The organism is Streptomyces sp. NPDC051104 (assembly GCF_040682835.1).
Taxonomy (GTDB): Bacteria; Actinomycetota; Actinomycetes; order Streptomycetales; family Streptomycetaceae; genus Streptomyces; species Streptomyces cynarae.
On record NZ_JBFBBS010000004.1, the window covers coordinates 135,312 to 150,937 of the forward strand.

The following is a 15,626-nucleotide window of genomic DNA, read 5'->3' on the forward strand; positions in this document are numbered from 1 at the left end:
GAGTCGGTCCACGCCGCCTGTTCCAGGGGGCGGTGGGCGTCGGCACGCTCGCACCGCCGCCCGTCTCAGTCGTCGTCGCGGGCCGGGACCACCACGAGGAACGCGTCCGACTTCAGGTCCATGACCACTTTGGCGGGCTCACCCTCGGCGCGGCGCTCCGCCGCGTACTCCTCCGCCGGCCACGATCCGCGCGGAGCTCCCGCAGGAAACCGCTCCAGCACCTTCGCGCCCATGGGGGTCGACACCTCCAGCATCGATCATCGACTCGAACCGACAACTTCCTGCATATCGCCTGCCCGGAAGGGACGCCGATATGTCTCTCTCGCAGAAAACATCCCTTCGCCGCATCCGAAAGACTCGTTCTGTGGAAGTGATCGCTGAGAGGACTTCGACGCGAGGGAGCCAGGCGGATGAACGGAGGCCGTGCCGGGCCAGGGCTGCGCTGCCTGGTGACCGGCGCCACGGGATACATCGGCGGCCGGCTCGTCCCGGAACTGCTGGCCGCCAGGCACCAGGTGCGCTGCCTGGCCCGTTCCCCGGAGAAGGTGAGCGGCCACCCGTGGGCGGCCGAGGTCGAGGTGGTGGCCGGAGACGTCACGCGGGCCCGGTCCGTCGCCGACGCGCTGCGCGGCATGGACGTCGCCTACTACCTGGTGCACGCACTGGACACGGGCCGCGGCTTCGAGGACACGGACCGCACGGCCGCGCGGATCTTCGGGGAACAGGCCCGGGCCGCGGGTGTGCGGCGCATCGTCTATCTGGGCGGCCTCACCCCGGCGGACGTGCCCGAGCGTGAGCTGTCCCCGCATCTGCGCTCGCGCGCCGAGGTCGGCCGCATCCTGCTGGGCTCCGGCGTTCCGACCACGGTACTGCGGGCCGCCGTCATCATCGGCTCGGGCTCGGCCTCCTTCGAGATGCTGCGCTATCTCACCGAGCGCCTGCCCGTCATGGTCACCCCGCGCTGGGTTCGCACCCGCATCCAGCCGATCGCGGTGCGGGACGTGCTGCGGTTCCTGGTCGGCAGCGCGACGATGCCGTACGACATCAGCCGCGCCTTCGACATCGGAGGGCCGGAGGTGCTGACGTACCGGGACATGATGGTCAGGTACGCGGCTGTCGCGGGCCTTCCGCGCCGGGGCATCATCTCCGTCCCGGTCCTCACCCCGCGCCTGTCGAGTCTCTGGATCGGCCTGGTGACTCCCGTTCCCCCGTCGATCGCACGGCCGCTCACCGAGTCGCTGCGCCATGAGGTCGTCTGCCGCGACCGCGACATCGAGCGGTACGTTCCCGCCCCCGCGTCAGGCCCGATCGGTTTCGACGAGGCGGTCCGGCTCGTCCTGCAGCGCGTGCGCGACGCCCAGGTCACAACCCGCTGGTCGTCCGCCTCGCCGCCCGGGGCGCCGAGCGACCCGCTGCCGACCGATCCCGACTGGGCGGGCGGCAGCCTCTACACGGACCGGCGCGAACTCGTCGTCGACGCCTCGCGCGAGGCCCTGTGGCGAGTCGTCGAGGGCATCGGCGGCGAGAACGGCTGGTATTCCTTCCCTCTGGCCTGGGCGGCACGGGGCTGGCTCGACCGGCTGGTCGGAGGCGTCGGGCTGCGCCGGGGACGACGCGACGCGCAGCGGTTGCGGGTCGGCGACTCGCTGGACTTCTGGCGGGTCGAGGAGATCGAACCCGGACATCTGCTGCGCCTGCGGGCCGAGATGCGGCTGCCGGGCCTCGCCTGGCTGGAGCTGTACGCCGAACAGGACGAGAACGGGCGGACCCGGTATCGCCAGCGGGCCCTGTTCCATCCGCACGGGCTGCTCGGTCACGCGTACTGGTGGGGAGTCTCCCCCTTCCACGCCTTCGTGTTCGGGGGCATGGCGCGCAACATCGCGCGGGCCGCCGCCAGGGCGCCGCGCACCGGTCCGGCCGAGCCCCGGCCCACCCCGTGATGTCCGCGCCGACGGGAAGCGGACCGCGGCCGGCCCTCTCTCCCGGGAATCACGTCATGCACGTCTCCATCGTCCTGTTCACCTCCGACCTGCGTCTGCACGACCACCCGCCGCTGCGGGCCGCCCTGACCCGCCCCGGACAGGTGGTACCGCTCTTCGTGCGCGACCGGGGAGTGGCGGCCGCCGGATTCGCCGTTCCCAACCGGCTGGCGTTCCTCGCCGACTGCCTGCACGACCTCGACGCGGGGCTGCGCGCCCGGGGCGGGCGTCTCGTCGTCCGGTCCGGGGACGTGGTCGACGAGGTGTGCCGGGTGGTCACCGAGGTGGACGCGGCCGAGGTCCACCTGGCGGCGGACGTCAGCGCCTACGCGCAGCGACGCGAGGTGCGGCTGCGGCGGGAGCTGGAGGCCCTGGGGCGCCGGCTGTGGGTGCACGACACCGTCAACACGGTCGTGCCGCCGGGAATGGTGACCCCGGTCGCCTCCGACCACTTCGCCGTCTTCACCCCGTACTTCCGGCGGTGGACCGGGCAGCGGCTGCGCGACACGTCGGGCGCGCCGCGTGCCGTGCGGGTGCCGGACGCCGCCGGATCGGAGGAACTGCCCGTACGCGAAGGGCCTGCGGCGGTCTCGGAAGGGCTGCCCGCCGGTGGCGAGACGGAGGGCAGGAAGCGGCTCGCGGCGTGGCTGCGCGGCGGCCTCGCCGCTTACGGGGACCGGCAGGACGACCTGGCGGGTGACGCCACCTCCCGTCTGTCACCGCATCTGCACTTCGGCACCCTCTCCCCCGTCGAGGTCGTCCACCGGGTGCGGCAGGCGGGCGGCCCGGGCGCCGAGCCCTTCGTACGACAGTTGGCGTGGCGGGACTTCCACCGTCAGGTGCTCGCCGCGCGGCCGGACGCGGCCATCGCCGACTACCGCACGCGAGGGGACCGCTGGCGGTCCGAGCGCGCGGCGCGCGCGGACGTCGAGGCGTGGCGGGAGGGCCGTACGGGCTATCCGGCGATCGACGGGGCGATGCGGCAACTGCGGCACGAGGGGTGGATGCCGGGCCGGGCCCGGCTGCTGGCCGCGAGCTTCCTCACCAAGACCCTGTACGTGGACTGGCGCGTGGGAGCGCGCCACTTCCTGAGGCTGCTGGTCGACGGCGACGTCGCCAGCAACCAGCTGAACTGGCAGTGGATGGCCGGAACGGGCACCGACACCCGGCCCAACCGGATCCTGAACCCCCTCGTCCAGGCCAGGCGGCACGACCCTGACGGCGCGTACGTGCGCCACTGGGTCCCCGAACTCGCCGGGCTCCACGGGCCGGCGGTGCATGAGCCATGGCGCCTGCGGGGTCGTGATCGGGCCGCGTGCGGCACCTACCCGGATCCGATCGTCGACCTGTCCGACGGCCTGGCCCGCTTCAGACGGGCCCGCGGACTGGGCTGAAGTCCCCATATCATCCGAGCCCTACACATAAAGAAAAGATAAGAGCACAATCGGCATCGACATCGGCTGCGGCTGGCTGCGGGTCGCGCTCGCCGACCTCGACGGCGCGGTGGTGGCCCGCACCGACGTGCGCAACCGGGCCCGCACCTCGGGCGCCCTGGCCGAACTGGTCGTCGCCACCGCTCGGCGGGTGATCGACAGTTCGGGAGCGGCAGGCGACGATGTGGCGCACGCGGTCGTGGGCACGCCGGGCGTGTACGACGAGGAGCGGCGCCGGGTGCGGTACGCGATGCACCTGCCGGGCTGGGGCCGGGCCGGGCTCTTCGACCAGATGCGCGAGGAGCTGGGCCTGCCGCTGGAGGTGCACAACGACGCCAACCTGGCGGCGCTCGGCGAGTACACGTACGGCGTCGGCGCGGGCAGCCGCCTGTTCGCGTACATCCTCATCGGGACCGGGCTCGGCATGGGGGTCGTCAGCGAGGGACGGCTGTTCACGGGCGCGCACGGCGGAGCCGGGGAGATCGGGTTCCTGCCGTGGCCGGGACGGCAGAGGCCCCGGACGCTGGAGGACGCGGTCTCGGGCGTCGCCGTCGTCGAGTCCGCGCGGGCGTTCGGCATGACGGGGCAGCTCACGGCGAAGTCGGTGTTCGACGCGGCCCGGCAGGGTCATCCCGCCGCGGCCGAGGCCGTGCGGCTGGAGGGCGAGCGGATCGCCCACACGGTCGCCGCGGCCGCCGCGGTGCTCGACCCCGACCTGGTGGTGCTCGGCGGCGGTGTGGGCCACAGCGTCGACCTGCTGTTGCGTCCCGTGCGGGAGACGCTGCGCTCCCTCACTCCGCTGCGCCCGAGGATCGCCCCCGAGCGGGCTGGGCGAGGACGCGGTGCTGCTCGGCGCGCTGGCGACGGCGCTCGGCACGGCCCGGGACGTGGTGTTCAAGCGCAGGTCCGCCACCTCCTGAGCGACTCCGGACGGTCAGCGGCACCCCGCCGCAGTACAAGGGGGTGGGCCCTTGGGAGAGGCCCACCCCCCTGCGGCTCAGCTCACGTTGAGCGCCGTGTCGTCGAGGACGAACGACGTCTGCAGGCTGGAGCCCTCGGTGCCGGTGAACTTGAGGGTGACGGTCTGTCCGGCGTAGCTCGCCAGGTTGAAGCTGCGCTGGGTGTAGCCGCCGGCGGCGTTGAGGTTGGAGTACGTCGCCAGGGTGCTCAGGACCGTGCCGGAGCTGTTCAGGAGCTGGACCTTGAGCGTGTCGTACGCCGTACTGGTGGTGGTCTCCGCCGTGTCGATGTGCAGGTAGAAGCTCAGGGTGGCGGAGGTGCAGGCGGACGGGATGGTCACCGTCTGGGAGAGGGTGTCGGTGTGCGCGGAGCCGTAGCCGTCCAGCCAGGCGTAGTACGAGCCCGTACGGGGCGACTCGCTGCTGGAGTTGGTGATGACGCCACTGCTCGTGGTCCAGGTGGTGCTGCCGGACTCGAAGCCGTTGTTGCCGAGGAGCTGGGCGGCGGTGCAGGAGGTCGAGCCTCCGCCGCCGGTTCCGCCGCCGCTGCTGCCGCTCGCTCCCGAGAGCCATTCGGTGGCGTTCAGAGCCAGGGCGGCGTTGGTGGCGCCGGAGTCGTTCCAGCCGTCGTACAGCGTGTTGCCGGACTGGCCGGTGCCGTCGTCGATGGGTGAGCTGTCGCCCCAGAAGGCGACACGGCCGCTGCCGAAGGCGGACGTCAGGAAGAAGGCGCCGGTGTTGCCCGAGTAGCCGCTGCGGTAGACCAGGCCCTTGACGGAGGAGTTGTCGGAGGGCTTGAGCGTGGCGGTGGTGCCGTTGGCGATCAGGCTCTTGGTGACGGTGCCGAAGGAGCCGTGCAGCACCGGGTCGGTGCTGTCGCTGATCGCGGCCGGGTAGCCGGAGGTGATGTTCAGCGAGTCGATGGAGAAGCCGAACGGGTCGGTGGAGTCGACGCTGTTGTTGGTCATCAGGTCGTTGAGGATCTCGACCGCGTCGTAGCCGTCGTTGTTGCGGTCGGCGCCGGTGTGGTCGGAGATCATGAACAGTCCGCCGCCGTTCTTGACGAAGTTCATGATCGCCGTCTTCTCGGCGGTGGTGAAGAGGGTGTTCGGTTCGGGCAGGACGAGGGTGTCGAAGTTCTTCAGGTCCAGCGCGGAGGAGCCGCCGTAGCTGAGGCTGGACCCCGACGGCAGGGTCTTGAGGCTGTAATTGCCGGTCTTCTGCAGGGCGACGCCCCAGGAGGAGAGGGCTCCGGTCCAGTCCGTCTCGGCGGACGGCGTGGAGTCCTGGCCGAGCGGGTCGGGTTGGCTGGTGGAGATGATCCAGTCGGCGTTGCCGGCGGTCTCCGCGTGCGCGTTGTCGAACAGGACGCGGTGCGGGGTGGCCGCGTGGGCCTCGGTCGCGGCCGTGGTGGCCTGGACGGCGGCGCCGGTGGCGAGCAGGCCGCACACGGTGAGGACCGTGGCGAGTCTGTGGCGGGGCCTGGTGAGTCCGAGCATCCGGCGAACCTCCATGGGGAGTTGGGGAGCGGAGCGGTGCGGGTGCCAGTCTGCGCGCGTAGAGCTTCCGCCGCGGGTCTGCGCGCGTAGAGTTCCTTCATACGCCGCCCGTGCGACGGACTGTTGAACGGTACATGGCAGGACGGGGCCTGGCCATGAGAACGCCCGCCCGACAGGCCGAGGATTGACCCTCCATTGACCCGCTATTGAAGCGAACAGGAGTGTTGCCACGCAGAGCGGGCACATGTCGTACGACAGACGCTTCACAAAGAGGGGCGGAGATGGAGATCTCGGGCATCATCAGTGCCATCGTCATCGGGCTCATCATCGGCGTCCTGGGGCGGCTCGTCGTCCCCGGGCGCCAGCACATCGGCATCCTGTGGACGATCGTCGTCGGCATCGTGGCAGCTCTCATCGGCGCCGGGATCGCCGCCGCGGTCGGCGTCGCCGACACCAAGGGAGTGGACTGGATCGAGTGGCTCATCCAGATCGCTCTGGCGGCACTCGGCATCGCGGCGCTGGACCGGGCGAAGACGACTCATCGCTGAACGGTCCATCGATGAACGGTTCGTCCCGGGGTACGCGCCCCTGGACGCCGAGCCGTATCGCCGACGGGGCCGATCGGGCCGGTGTCACGCCCGATCGGCCCCCTTGCGTGTGATCACCGGGTCGCCGGCCATCCCCCGTACCAGGCGAGCGTGGCGCCCAGCGCCTTCGCGAGCGGTGTGGGGGCGACGCCGAAGGTGCGCTCGAAGGCGGACGAGTCCATGATCTGCGGCTCGGTGTGCTCGTAGAACATCTCGGCGTACTCGGCCATGAACCGCTCGTCGAACGGGCCGAAGGGGCATGGCTCTTCGAGGACCACGACGTTCAGCGGCCGTGGAGGTCGGCCTGTCCGGGCCCGCGCTCTACCGCTACTTCGACAGCCGCGACGCCCTGCTGACCGACCTGATCCGCGACGCGTACGCCGACCTTGGAGCGTCGGTCGCGGCCGCGGCGGACGCGCTCCCGGACGGCACCACGCCGCGGGCCCGCCTGCGCGCGCTCGCGGCGGCCGTCCGGGACTGGGCGATCGCGCAGCCGCACCGCTATCTGCTGATCGAGGGCACGCCGGTGCCGGGTTACACCGCCCCGCCCGACACCCTGGACAGCGCCCGCGCGGTGCTCGGGCCGTTCCTGCCCTGCTTCACGGCCGCCGGGCCCTCGGCGGCGGTGCGGCCGCTGGTGGATCAGATGGCGGCCTGGGCAGCCAAGGACATGGCGGTGGCCGGGTGGGCCCGGGACCACGTCCCGGAGGGGGGCGAGGGGAGCGCCCTGGCCGGGGCCGTGCTGGCTGGGCGCATCTGCACGGGGCCGTGGGCCTTGAGGTCGCCGGGCAGTTCCAGGGCATGGGGCACGACGGGGGGACCCTGCTCACGGCGCAGATGGAGGCTCTGGCGGACGCGTTCGGTCTGGACTGAGGGGGCGGCCCCGTCAACGGCTCCCCACGCCGGCTAGGGCTTGTACACGTAGGGCGTCGTGGTGGTCAGGGGTTCGAAGCCGAGGCGGGTCAGGATCGGACGGCTCTGGTCGGTCGCGTCGACCTGGATGTAGCGGTAGCCACGGGAGGCCGCGACCTCGGCGCGGTGGGCGACCAGGGCCCGATAGATGCCTCGGCCGCGCCAGTGGGGGACGGTGCCGCCGCCCCACAGCCCCGCGAAGCGGGTGCCGGGGACCAGTTCCAGACGGGCCGAGCTCACCGGTTCGTCGCCCGCGAGGGCCACCACGGCGACGACGTTGTCCTGGTCACCGGCGAGCCCGGCGAGAAGCTGGTGGCGCAGCCGGGTGCCGTCCGTGCCGAAGGCCTTCTCGTGGACGTCCGCCACGAGGTCGACGCCCGCCGGATCGGTGACGGGCACGATCCGTATGCCGTCGGGCACCTCGACATCGAGGGTCAGGTCGGCCACCTCCGCGACCATCAGTGTCTCCTCGGGCTCGGGGTTGAACCCCGCCGCCCGAAGCCGCTTGCCCAGATCCACCGGGAGGTCGTGCCGATACAGCTTCCACTCGAACTCGCGGCCGAGCCCGGTGAAGTACGCGATCTGCTCGGCGATCGCGGTGTCCGCCGTGGTCTCGTCCAGGTCCGACCAGACGACTCCGTTCCAGCCGTGCGGCGAACCGGTCCGGCGGACCACCGCCGCGTTCCGCTCGATACGGGCACCGGGCTCCTCGGGCCGCGCGCCCTGCCTCATGTCCCGGTCGTACAGGGCCAGTACGGCAGCGAGATCCATAGCTCACTCCAGTGTCCGGGGCATGTGCTGAACCGTAATACATCGTGACCACTGGGGCGTTCGGCGCCCTTGCACCGGCGCGTCCGCCGACGTGGGGTGAACCAGGGCCTGTCTGGAGTCGTGAGCGGCGCCCGATGGGCAGACCGGACGCCGCTGCCGCTCACCTCAGGCCGGTGAGGTGACCGTCCGGCCAAGATGCCGGGCGAAGAACTGGACCGCGCTGTCGGCCTCGAACCTGGGCAGTTCCAAGTGCTTGCCCGCGTTGGCGTGCAACGTCTTCTCCTTCGAGGCGAAGGCGTCGAACAGCGCGAGGCCGGCCTCGCGAGGGATGCGCTCGTCGTCCCACTGCAGGTCGAACTCGATCGGGACAGTGATCTGCTCCGCCTTCTCGACCAGGACATCGGGCCAGGTCGACACGAAGACCGCGGCCGTGATCCTGGGCTCGATCGCCACCAGCGGCACGCCGATCGCGGTGCCCAAGCCGATGCCGACGTAGCCCACCGGCCCACCGGCGCCGATCTCCGGAAGTTCCTGAAGGGCGTCCAGGGTCGCCCGCCACTCGGGCACGGCGAGCTCCGCCAGGTGGGCGTTGTAGCGGACGACGATCGGCCCTTCCGGCTCGCCCGCCGCCTGCGCCTTGCGCAGCTCGGCGATCTCCTGCTCGTCGTGCGCCGTGCGCGGTCGGTCGCCGTGACCGGGCGCGTCGATGACGGCGACATGGAAGCCGCAGCCGGTCGCGAGGCGCTGTGCCCGGCCGGCCATCGCGGGTGACTTCTTGTGGTTGCCGCCGCCGTGGCCCATCAGGATCAGGGGCGCGCGATCGGTCGCGCCGGAGGCCGGCGACCGGAGCACGCCGGGGACGTCGCCCACGGTGAAGTCGCGCTCGACCACGCCGTTCGACGACGACTCGGCAGTGAACTGCACAGGGTGCATAGGTGTTGCCTTTCGGGAGTGCCCTGTTGTCGAGGCGCTCCCGGCGACACCTACGTCAATCGTCCGGCCGTGACGGGAAGGGGGAGCACCCACACTGCCTGTGCGGGTGAGTCCGAGGTTGATCAGTCGGCGGAGGTTGAGGGCGGCGGCTCGTGTGTGGAGCCAGGTGTCGTTGGCGATGGTGCCGCGGTAGCGCAGGCGGCGGTTGCCGTGGTGGACGAGCCAGGCGACGGCGCGTTCGACCGGTGGTCTCCAGTGCCGGTAGTCCGCTTGCCAGTCGGGGTCGGTGGCGGCCTGGCGGCGGACAGCCGCGAGCAGGTCGTGGTGGGGGCGGATGGTCAGGATGCGGCCGGCCTTGGCCTTGGTGCACCGCTCGCGCAGGGGGCAGCCGGTGCACAGGTTTGCGAAGGCCGCCTTGCGCTGGTTGTGCTGCCCGCCGGGGTCCGACAGCGAGACCGTGTGTCCGGCGGGGCAGGTCACCGTGGCGGCGGCGGTGTCGATGACGAAGTCGTCCAGGGTGAAACCGCCGGGCACGGCTGCCCGTAGCGGGGCGGGTTTGAAAAACAGTCGGTGGCCTGCTGCTTCGAGGACTTGGCGGGCCTCGCCGGTGGAGTAGGCGGTGTCGCCGAAAGCGTCCACCGGCCCGTCTTCCTCGGCGAGCAGGTCCACGCCGACGACGGCCTCGTGGTGCTCGGGCCCGGCGCCGGGAGTGAGGGCCACAGCGGTGTATAACGCGGTCTCCGGCTCGATGGCCAGGTGGGCTTTGTATCCGTCCTGCTGGTGGGTGCGGGTCTTGTGGATGTGCCGGGCCTCGGTATCGACGGTGGAGACCATCCGGTCGTAGGCGGTGCCCCGGGTGATGCGCCAGCGCCCGTCACGGCCGTCGGAGTCCTCGGCCGGCTCCACGTCCTGTCCGGCGACCAGGGCCAGCAGGCCCACCGCGTTCGCGGCCTTCTCACCGAGCTGCTGGTCGGGCAGGTGGCCCAGCAGCCTGAGCGCGTCGGCGACGAGGGAGTCAACGAGGGCGGCGCGGGCCTGCTCGTCGTTCCAGGCGATGCGGGGTTTGCCGGGGTCGCTGTAGTCGTGCGCGCTGCACTGCACGGCTGCCACCTGGTCGGCGCCGGGGACCTCGCGGATGACCGTGCGGACGGCGGCGATGAGCTGGGTGACGGTGTCCTGGGTGGCGACCGCGTCGTCCAAAACGGTGGAGTCCAGCGCTCGCCGGTGCTTGCCCTTCAGCACGCCGGTGGCCTTCACGACCTCCCGCACGGCCTCGAAGACCCGGTTGGGCCGGGCAGAACGGGAAAGGCGGCGGCGGAAGTAGGCCAGCAGCGATGGATCGAACGCCATGTCGTTCAGGCCCAGCCCGCACGCGGCCTTCCACCGCAGGTCGCACCGCAGTTCCTGGACCGTTTCGAAGTCCGACAGCCCGTGCAGGGCCTGCAGTGTGATCGCCGCGGCCAGGATCTGCGGCGGCATGCTCGGCCGCCCGTTCGCCGACGGGTACATGTCCGTGAACATCTCCGCCGGGAACAGCGCACCGCGATGCTCGGCTAGTGCTGTGACCGCATAGGTTCGCCGGGTTGCTGTTGCTGCGAAGTGCTCGATGAAGCGGATGTGCCGGTGTGTGTCAGCGGTAGTCGGCCAGGCCGTCCGCGAGTTCTTCTTCGTCGCCGTCGCGGATCGCGTAGAGGGCTTGCTGCAGGGCGAATGTGCCGCGGATCGCGGCGATGCGGGTGAAGAGTCCGTGGTTTGACCAGTTGCCCAGGGCGAGCACCCGCTCCAGGAGCTCAGGGCCGTAGCTCGCACCGATGGCTGCGAGGTCCTCGGCCGGGTCGCTGAGCGTGACATCGTCCCAGTCGAGTACTCCGGAGAGGTGCGGCAGGCCGTGCGTCCACTCCCACAGGACGTTTTCGGCACCGAGGTCGCCATGCACCACTGCTCGGGTGAGGTGGGGAAGGCTGTCGACTGCTTCGAGTTCCCTCTCGGCCCGCAGGCGCCCACTCTCGGACATTAGCTGGAACAGTTCCGCGCGCACGTTCTCCACGAACCGCCGCCACCGGCCTTCTGTTGCCTGAGGGAGAACTGCTCGTACCGTCTCGTCGGTGCCAGCACGGGCCAGACCGGACAGCAGCGTGGCGTACTGCGCCGCCACGGTGCCGACCACCTGGGCATCGTTGAGGGCGTCAATCTCCAGCGGTTTCCCGGGAATGCGGCTGAGTACCAAGAACGGCGCCTCGTCGGCGCCGTCGACGCCGCCTTGGAGCAGCGGCTCAGGTGTGCGGAAGCCGAGGTCGAGGCCGGCGAGTGCGTGTAGCAAGGCCACCCGCTGGGGCAACCGGGCGGCCGCTGCCCGGGTGCGAGGCAGGCACACGACGCGGTCTGAGCCAATGACTACGTCGTGGAATTGCCCCTGACGTACGGCAAGGTCGTCCGGTTTGTCGTCGGGCAGCAGACGGCTCAGCAGAGCGCGGTGCGTCGTACGGATGCTCACGAGTGTGTCCTCTGGATCCTTCGATGGGTCGGAGGCGATGTGCACGAAGTGCTGTCAGGCCGCGCCAGCGAGTGGGCGTCCGCCCCAGCGAATGCCCTTCTCGCTGCGGATGCGGGCCCGTTCTCGGCGTTGAGCAGCCAGGACGTCGGGATGGCGGGCGTTGACGTTGCGCCACCGCAGATAGGCGTGCAGGGCCCGGGTCTGTACGGGGTGGCTTCGGTGGTTTGAGTTGGCCAGGGTGAACTGCCGCAGCGGCCCGAAGTGGGCCTCGATCGGGTTGGCCCAGGACGCGTAGGTTGGGGTGAAGCACAGATCGACCCGGTTCTTCTTCGCCCAGCGCCGGATTTTCTCGCCCTTGTGGGCGGACAGGTTGTCCAGGATCACGTAGATCGGGGCGCCGTCCGGACGGGCGGCCCGGATCGACCTCAGTGCGGTCAGGGTGTTCGTGGCCCCCTTCTTGCGGCGGTTGACGCCCCACAGGGTGTCGTCGCCTATGGAGTAGCAGCCGTGGAAGTAGCGAACTCCATGGGTGCGGTGGTAGGTCGCGGGATGCCGTTCGGGGCGGCCCTGCTCGGACCAGCACGACCCGCCGGTGGGGCGGATGCCGAGTGGCCCGAACTCGTCGAATGCGAATACACGGTCGGGGAAGCGGTCCAGGATCTCTTCGATGCGGTCAAGCTTGGCGTCGCGGTCGGGGTCCGGTGACTCTTTCCAGGTCTTGGTGCGCTGGAAGGTGATGCCGTGGCGAGCGAGCAGGCACCGTAACGCCTCACGGCCGATCCGGATCACCCGGTCGTGGACTTTCCGCAGGTAGGCGGCGAGTTTGCGGATAGACCAGCGGGTGAATGGCTGGCCGAGTTTGGTCGGGCGGGTGGTGGCCGCCTGGACGACGAAGTCCTCGTCGTCAGGACTGAGCAGACGGGGACGGCCTCCCGCCCAGCGAGGGTCCAAGCAGGCCAGGCCGATCTCGTTGAACCGGTGGATCACGTCGCGGACGGTGTCCTCGTCGGCCTGCACCAGTTGGGCGATGACCGTGACACGGTTCCCGCCGGCGGAGGCCAGGAGCATCATCGCGCGACGGTAGCGCACCGAACTGGTGCTGCCCCGGCGCACGATCTGCTGCAGCTTCTGCCCTTCCTGGTCGGTCAGTCTGCGCACACGGACAGGCTTGGCCACCACACCCCCACGGTCGGAACGAACTTCACCGCCCATCCAACCGCTCCAACTACCAACCCGGCGAACCTATTCGGCCACAGCACTAGGAACGCGAACACACTCCCGGCCGGGATCAACTCCCGGCATGTCTCCCACACATCCGGCCCGACCGTCTCCCCGGCCCATTCCCCCATCACCACGAAACAAATCTGGCCCCGCCGCTCACGCGGCGGGGCCAGAACCCCAAGATCTTCATGAGCCTTCTAGCCGAGCTCCAGGGTGGTCACCCCGTACACGCGCTCCTCGGCGAAGGATCTGACCGGTCCCGTGTACATGCGCGCTGTTTCGAACGACGGGGTGAGGCCCGCGCGTTCGGCGAGGGCGACGGCCGCCGTGTTCGGTTCGGGGACGTCGACGGCGATCTCCCCTCCCGCGGCTTCGGCGGCCAGCGCGGCGAAGAGGGCGTCGGCGTCCTCGGCGCTGTCGGCGAACAGGGGGCCGATGCGCAGCGCGTCGCGGGCGGGCCGGATCACCGCGTAACCGGCGAGGCGGCCGTCGCCGGGACGGACGAAGACCCGGTGGCCGGGGGTGGTGAGCCAGCGCTTCAGGAAGCCGGGGCGGTCGGCGGGGCAGCAGGCGCTGTCGTACGCCGCGATGGCGTCGAAGTCGGCCTTCTCAGCCGGGCGCACTCCGGGCACGGGCTCCCCGGCGGGGGCGGCTCCGGTGAACCGTACGGTGCGGTGGGCCAGTTCGAAGCCGGAGCGGCGGTAGTTGTCCTGCTGAGCGACCACGCCGTCGAGGCCGACCGTACGGTCGCCGGCGTGGGCCAGCCCCGTCTTCCAGGTGGTCAGTCCCAGGCCGCGACCGCGCAGGTCCGGCCGTACGAGGTAGCAGCCCAGGAAGGCGTAGTCGGCGCCGTAGGTGACGACGGAGACCGCCGAGACGGGCTCGTCGCCGAGCCGGCCGATGAAGAAGCCCTCGGGGTCCTGGGCGAAGAAGGCGGCGCCGTCGGACAGGCCGGGGTTCCAGCCCTCGTCCGCGGCCCAGCCGCTGATCACCGGCCAGTCGTCGAGCGTGGCCCGGGTGACGACCAGGTCATCGGGACCCGCAGAGGTCATCGTCGCGCTCCCTTCCATGGGGGGTCGGACGCGGCGGAGGGACCGGCCGCGCCGCGAGCATCCTTCCCGATGCCGGGGGCGTGCGCCACCGTAGGCCCGCTGGTCCATGCCTCGGCCAATTCCCCGTGCGTCGGCGGGCGTTGGGGCAGAAGGCCGGGAAGACCGGATTCACCCGTGAGGGCGTCCACCGCAGCGTTGTGTTCCACGGAGGAAGGTGGCGCGACGGCGTCGGGTACGCCGTTCTTCGGGGTGACCCGGCCGCAGTCGGCCCGTGTTGACACCGAGGGTGCCGAAGGCCCCGCCGCCGGTCGGTACGGCGGGGCGTTCCGCTGACGTGCTCGGGTCGGTGATGACCCGGCAGGCGGTGTTCGCCCGTCAAGGAGGGGTGTCCGGTGCGTGCTCCTGGCCGGCCCTCGCGACGGGGCGAACCCTGCCCGTGGGGGCGCTAGCGGGTCGCTGACGACCGGAAGCGCCGGTACAGCAGCGTCCCGCCGAGCAGCAGGGCTCCGCTTCCCGCGAGCGCGGGCAGGGTCACGTCCGCGCCCGTGTGGGCGAGGGTGACCCCGGCCTGCTGCACCGGGGGCGCCGTCCGTACGACGGTGTGCGCCTTCGGCGGTGCGGCGGGGCGGGCCGTGCTCGAGGTGTTCGTGGAGGTGTTGCCCACCGACGCGTTGCCGGCCCCGGCCACGCTGACCGAGTTGCCGGTGACGTTCACGGGGATGTCGACCGGGAGTTGCAGGCCGTTGCCCGCGAGCACGCCCGAGGAAGCCTTTCCGCCGGTGTGCGCGGTGGCGCCGCCCCCGGACACCGCTCCCTGCCCAGGGCCGGACGGGCCCGCGCCCCGGTTCTCGCAGGCGTTTCCCGCCGCCGGGTTCAGCAGCCCCACGACGTCCACGGTGTTGCCGCACACATTGACCGGCACGTGCACCGGGACCTGGAGGGTGCTGCCGGAGATCAGCCCGGGCGAACCCGCCGCGGTGCCGTCCGCCGCGGAGTCCGCGTGCGCCGGCAGCGCCACGGCCATCGCCCCCGAGGCGGCGGCCACGGCGATCAAACCATTCCGGGTAACCCGATTCATAGGTTCCCTGCCTTCCAGACATGTCGCGAGCACTCGCCCGCACCCCATAAAACGCAGACGAACCATCCGAGTTATGGCTTATCTGCCTTTCACCCCATCGAGTGGCACGGTCGTCGAACCGGAAGGCCGTTCGCGAGCTGCGCTGGGTACGGCAGGTCCGCGCGTTCCGCCTGCCCGGAGGCGCCCTCCACAGGGCCCGCCTATGGTGATCACAGGGTCGCCGCCGGATCCTCACCCGGGGGCGTCCCCGGAGGCACCATGCTTTCCACGCGACGACGCCACGCACGCCATGCGCGCCCCGCGGCGGCGGCCACGAGCGCGGTGCCGGCCCTGCTGGGCGCGGCGCTGCCGGGGGCGGCCACGGCCGAGGACAGCCCCGACCTGGCCCGCTTCTACCGCCAGAGGATCACCTGGTCCGCCTGCGAGGGCGACGGCATCCCCAGGGACCTGCAGTGCGGAGAGGTGACCGTACCGCTCGACTACGCGCATCCGGACGCCGGGACGCTCGACCTGGCGATGGCCCGCTACCGGGCCTCCGGCAGGCCCCGGGGTTCGGTGCTGGTGAACTTCGGTGGCCCCGGCGGTGCCGGGATCCCACAACTCGCCGTGGCGTCCGGGAGTTCATGCCTCTGACGAACGGCTACGACGTCGTGACGTTCGATCCGCGCGGCGTCGGCCGGTCCTCGCCCGTAACTCCCGGTGCGTGCA

12 protein-coding genes and 4 pseudogenes are annotated in these 15,626 nt (G+C 71.3%); 6 read left to right on the forward strand and 10 right to left on the reverse strand.

What is annotated here, in order from left to right:
• Positions 1 to 65 precede the first annotated feature (65 nt).
• Entirely contained in the window at positions 66 to 254 is a 189-nt protein-coding gene (locus AB0N14_RS08780) for a hypothetical protein (RefSeq protein ID WP_366024982.1), read from the reverse strand.
• 156 nt (positions 255 to 410) lie between these two features.
• Here AB0N14_RS08780 and AB0N14_RS08785 point away from each other — a divergent pair, with 156 nt between their 5' ends.
• From AB0N14_RS08785 to AB0N14_RS08795, 3 genes and pseudogenes are all read left to right on the forward strand, one after another.
• Positions 411 to 1,940, forward strand: a complete 1,530-nt coding sequence (locus tag AB0N14_RS08785) for an SDR family oxidoreductase (protein ID WP_366024983.1) — start codon at positions 411 to 413, stop codon at positions 1,938 to 1,940.
• A 56-nt stretch (positions 1,941 to 1,996) separates the two neighbouring features.
• Positions 1,997 to 3,373 (forward strand): deoxyribodipyrimidine photo-lyase, encoded by a 1,377-nt coding sequence (locus tag AB0N14_RS08790; protein WP_366024984.1) that lies wholly within the window; start codon positions 1,997 to 1,999, stop codon positions 3,371 to 3,373.
• Positions 3,374 to 3,422: 49 nt separating this feature from the next.
• Positions 3,423 to 4,332, forward strand: a pseudogene (locus tag AB0N14_RS08795) (ROK family protein); the annotation flags it as partial.
• A 77-nt stretch (positions 4,333 to 4,409) separates the two neighbouring features.
• Here AB0N14_RS08795 and AB0N14_RS08800 read toward each other — a convergent pair.
• A complete protein-coding gene (locus AB0N14_RS08800; RefSeq protein WP_366024985.1) occupies positions 4,410 to 5,870 on the reverse strand; it encodes a hydrolase in 1,461 nt (486 codons plus the stop codon).
• Between the two features lie 281 nt (positions 5,871 to 6,151).
• On the opposite strand from AB0N14_RS08800, the gene AB0N14_RS08805 reads away from it, so the two are divergent.
• The gene (locus tag AB0N14_RS08805) at positions 6,152 to 6,418 is read left to right on the forward strand and encodes a GlsB/YeaQ/YmgE family stress response membrane protein (RefSeq protein WP_366024986.1); all 267 of its coding nucleotides are present in this window, start codon (positions 6,152 to 6,154) and stop codon (positions 6,416 to 6,418) included.
• A 113-nt stretch (positions 6,419 to 6,531) separates the two neighbouring features.
• On the opposite strand, the pseudogene AB0N14_RS08810 reads toward AB0N14_RS08805, so the two are convergent.
• A pseudogene (locus tag AB0N14_RS08810) lies at positions 6,532 to 6,750 on the reverse strand (epimerase); the annotation flags it as partial.
• On the opposite strand from AB0N14_RS08810, the gene AB0N14_RS08815 reads away from it, so the two are divergent.
• The gene (locus AB0N14_RS08815; RefSeq protein ID WP_366024987.1) at positions 6,750 to 7,367 is read left to right on the forward strand and encodes a TetR/AcrR family transcriptional regulator; all 618 of its coding nucleotides are present in this window, start codon (positions 6,750 to 6,752) and stop codon (positions 7,365 to 7,367) included. The pseudogene AB0N14_RS08810 and the gene AB0N14_RS08815 overlap by 1 nt on opposite strands.
• On the opposite strand, the gene AB0N14_RS08820 is transcribed toward AB0N14_RS08815, so the two are convergent.
• From AB0N14_RS08820 to AB0N14_RS08850, 7 genes and pseudogenes are all read right to left on the reverse strand, one after another.
• A complete protein-coding gene (locus AB0N14_RS08820; protein ID WP_366024988.1) occupies positions 7,364 to 8,140 on the reverse strand; it encodes a GNAT family N-acetyltransferase in 777 nt (258 codons plus the stop codon). The genes AB0N14_RS08815 and AB0N14_RS08820 overlap by 4 nt on opposite strands.
• Positions 8,141 to 8,305: 165 nt before the next feature.
• Positions 8,306 to 9,073: an alpha/beta hydrolase gene (locus AB0N14_RS08825; protein ID WP_366025145.1), complete on the reverse strand. Its 768-nt coding sequence runs from the start codon at positions 9,071 to 9,073 to the stop codon at positions 8,306 to 8,308.
• A gap of 93 nt (positions 9,074 to 9,166) precedes the next feature.
• A pseudogene (locus AB0N14_RS08830) lies at positions 9,167 to 10,630 on the reverse strand (IS1182 family transposase); the annotation flags it as partial.
• 73 nt (positions 10,631 to 10,703) lie between these two features.
• The gene (gene vph / locus AB0N14_RS08835) at positions 10,704 to 11,567 is read right to left on the reverse strand and encodes a viomycin phosphotransferase (protein WP_366024989.1); all 864 of its coding nucleotides are present in this window, start codon (positions 11,565 to 11,567) and stop codon (positions 10,704 to 10,706) included.
• 54 nt (positions 11,568 to 11,621) lie between these two features.
• Entirely contained in the window at positions 11,622 to 12,743 is a 1,122-nt protein-coding gene (locus AB0N14_RS08840; protein WP_366025146.1) for an IS630 family transposase, read from the reverse strand.
• A gap of 242 nt (positions 12,744 to 12,985) precedes the next feature.
• Positions 12,986 to 13,840 (reverse strand): GNAT family N-acetyltransferase, encoded by an 855-nt coding sequence (locus tag AB0N14_RS08845; RefSeq protein WP_366024990.1) that lies wholly within the window; start codon positions 13,838 to 13,840, stop codon positions 12,986 to 12,988.
• Between the two features lie 445 nt (positions 13,841 to 14,285).
• Positions 14,286 to 14,894, reverse strand: coding sequence for a chaplin (locus AB0N14_RS08850; RefSeq protein ID WP_366024991.1), 609 nt, complete (start codon positions 14,892 to 14,894; stop codon positions 14,286 to 14,288).
• 282 nt (positions 14,895 to 15,176) lie between these two features.
• On the opposite strand from AB0N14_RS08850, the pseudogene AB0N14_RS08855 reads away from it, so the two are divergent.
• Positions 15,177 to 15,613: pseudogene (locus AB0N14_RS08855) on the forward strand (alpha/beta hydrolase); the annotation flags it as partial.
• Positions 15,614 to 15,626: the final 13 nt, after the last annotated feature.

Coding starts and splice junctions, on each gene's coding strand:
- AB0N14_RS08780 (WP_366024982.1), bottom strand. CDS start 254: ATGCTGGAGGTGTCGACCCCCATGGGCGCGAAGGTGCTGGAGCGGTTT.
- AB0N14_RS08785 (WP_366024983.1), top strand. CDS start 411: ATGAACGGAGGCCGTGCCGGGCCAGGGCTGCGCTGCCTGGTGACCGGC.
- AB0N14_RS08790 (WP_366024984.1), top strand. CDS start 1,997: ATGCACGTCTCCATCGTCCTGTTCACCTCCGACCTGCGTCTGCACGAC.
- AB0N14_RS08800 (WP_366024985.1), bottom strand. CDS start 5,870: ATGCTCGGACTCACCAGGCCCCGCCACAGACTCGCCACGGTCCTCACC.
- AB0N14_RS08805 (WP_366024986.1), top strand. CDS start 6,152: ATGGAGATCTCGGGCATCATCAGTGCCATCGTCATCGGGCTCATCATC.
- AB0N14_RS08820 (WP_366024988.1), bottom strand. CDS start 8,140: ATGGATCTCGCTGCCGTACTGGCCCTGTACGACCGGGACATGAGGCAG.
- AB0N14_RS08825 (WP_366025145.1), bottom strand. CDS start 9,073: ATGCACCCTGTGCAGTTCACTGCCGAGTCGTCGTCGAACGGCGTGGTC.
- AB0N14_RS08845 (WP_366024990.1), bottom strand. CDS start 13,840: ATGACCTCTGCGGGTCCCGATGACCTGGTCGTCACCCGGGCCACGCTC.